The organism is Allomesorhizobium camelthorni (assembly GCF_011045125.1).
GTDB lineage: Bacteria > Pseudomonadota > Alphaproteobacteria > Rhizobiales > Rhizobiaceae > Allomesorhizobium > Allomesorhizobium camelthorni.
Genome location: NZ_JAAKZF010000232.1, coordinates 1 through 1,571 on the forward strand (window position 1 = coordinate 1; position 1,571 = coordinate 1,571).

At 65.6% G+C, this 1,571-nt stretch carries 2 protein-coding genes and 1 pseudogene; 2 read left to right on the top strand and 1 reads right to left on the bottom strand.

Annotated features, from left to right (window positions below):
* Positions 1–67 precede the first annotated feature (67 nt).
* Positions 68–409, top strand: a complete 342-nt coding sequence (locus tag G6N73_RS35510; RefSeq protein ID WP_165034515.1) for a recombinase family protein — start codon at positions 68–70, stop codon at positions 407–409.
* Positions 394–1,050: a hypothetical protein gene (locus G6N73_RS35515; RefSeq protein WP_165034516.1), complete on the top strand. Its 657-nt coding sequence runs from the start codon at positions 394–396 to the stop codon at positions 1,048–1,050. The genes G6N73_RS35510 and G6N73_RS35515 overlap by 16 nt, the downstream gene beginning before the upstream one ends.
* A gap of 254 nt (positions 1,051–1,304) precedes the next feature.
* Here the strand turns inward: G6N73_RS35515 and G6N73_RS38190 are convergent.
* Positions 1,305–1,508 (bottom strand): annotated as a pseudogene (locus G6N73_RS38190) (transposase); the annotation flags it as partial.
* Between the last annotated feature and the right edge of the window lie 63 nt (positions 1,509–1,571).

The following is a 1,571-nucleotide window of genomic DNA, read 5'->3' on the forward strand; positions in this document are numbered from 1 at the left end:
CCTAATCTTCGTCACATGAGCAAACTGCAAAAGGTGGTTTGCAGTTTGAACACCGCGAGGTGAACGGATGAGGAGGGCGATTGCTTACTACAGAGTCTCGACCCAGCGGCAGGCTCGTTCAGGTTTGGGCATTGAGGCCCAGAGAGCGGCAGTTGCTCGCTTTGTCGAGATCGAAGGCATCGCCATCCTACACGAATATACCGAGGTTGAGACGCTCGACAGGCGCCCTCGCCTGGCCGAAGCCCTTGCTGCTGCAAGAAAGGAGCGCTGCCCGGTCCTCGTTGCCAAGCTCGATCGGCTTTCGCGCGACGTTGCCTTCATTGCCGGACTGATGGCCATGGCGCCGAAGCGGCGCTCGGCAAGGTCGCGGGTGATCGCCTCGCCCCTTGCGAAATGGGCGCGAAGGTAGGCGAGGTCCTGCATCCACGGCGCTTCGGGCGTGCTGCCGCGGGCGCGCACGAAATCGTCGAGCGCCAGCGCGAAGGCGGCGTCGAGCCACGCGATGACCCAGGCAAGGCCGGAGGCGGTGCCGTCGCGGAGGGGGGTCATGGTGAGCGGAGTGTCGTTGTCAAGCGACAGGACCTTGGGATGCGGCGTTTCGGCGAGGAGCCCGATGGCGGCGCGCATCCGGGCGGGGTCCACATTCCGCAGCGTCACCTGCACGTCGCCCTGCCCTTCGCCGGCGATCAGGATCACCGAGACGAACTCCGAGACCGGCAGGTAGCGCCGCCAGCCGTTGTCGCCGCGCTGCTCGAGCAGGATGATGACCGGTTCGTTGGCATCGAGGTAACGCTCGATCTCGCGCTCGTCGGCGACGCTTTCGACATTGAGCCAGGGCTCGCGGCGAGGCCCTCGGCGAAGGCGCGGCGCCGGAATGGTCCGATCACGATACGGTTTGCGGCATCGCTACCCTCCATCGTAGAAGGATACCGCTGGGTGGACGGGCGCGGGATGCGCCGGAGGGATGGGATTTGGCCCGTGCCGAACGACCGGGGGAACGGGCTCGGCGGATCAGGCCATCCGGCCCACAGGCCGGGCCGGATGGCGTAGGCCGTTTGGCCCACGCTGCGGGCGGCGCCGGGGGCGACCTCCCATCCCGACCGCCGCGAGGCGATGGCGGCGAAGGTAAGCGCGACGCTCCGCAGGTTACTGGCTGCGCCGTTCTCGGGCTCGCGGCCGTCCTCGATTGCGGGCGAGCTGGCGCTTGGCACTTATCCGGGGTCTTCCTCAAAGTGTGTGGTGGATCGACGTGACCATAGTCGTGACCCGCGTCTTGGAGCCTCGCAACCGGTCAGCGATGCCGCCGACCACCTCTGCAGCAGTCCACATGACGCCGCAGGGGGTCGGTAGCCCGACGGCGCATCCTTCCACTGCAGCCCATTGCGGATCACATAGACGATACCGCTGACAACCCGCCGGTCATCGACCCTTGGCACCCCGTGCGACAGCGGAAAATGCGGCGATATCCGCGCCGTCTGATGCTCGCTCAGCAGAAACAAATCACCCATCAAGCCTCCTTCAACGGAGACCGTGAATCACGCCTCAAACCAAATTAATAGGTCCTGAGCCTA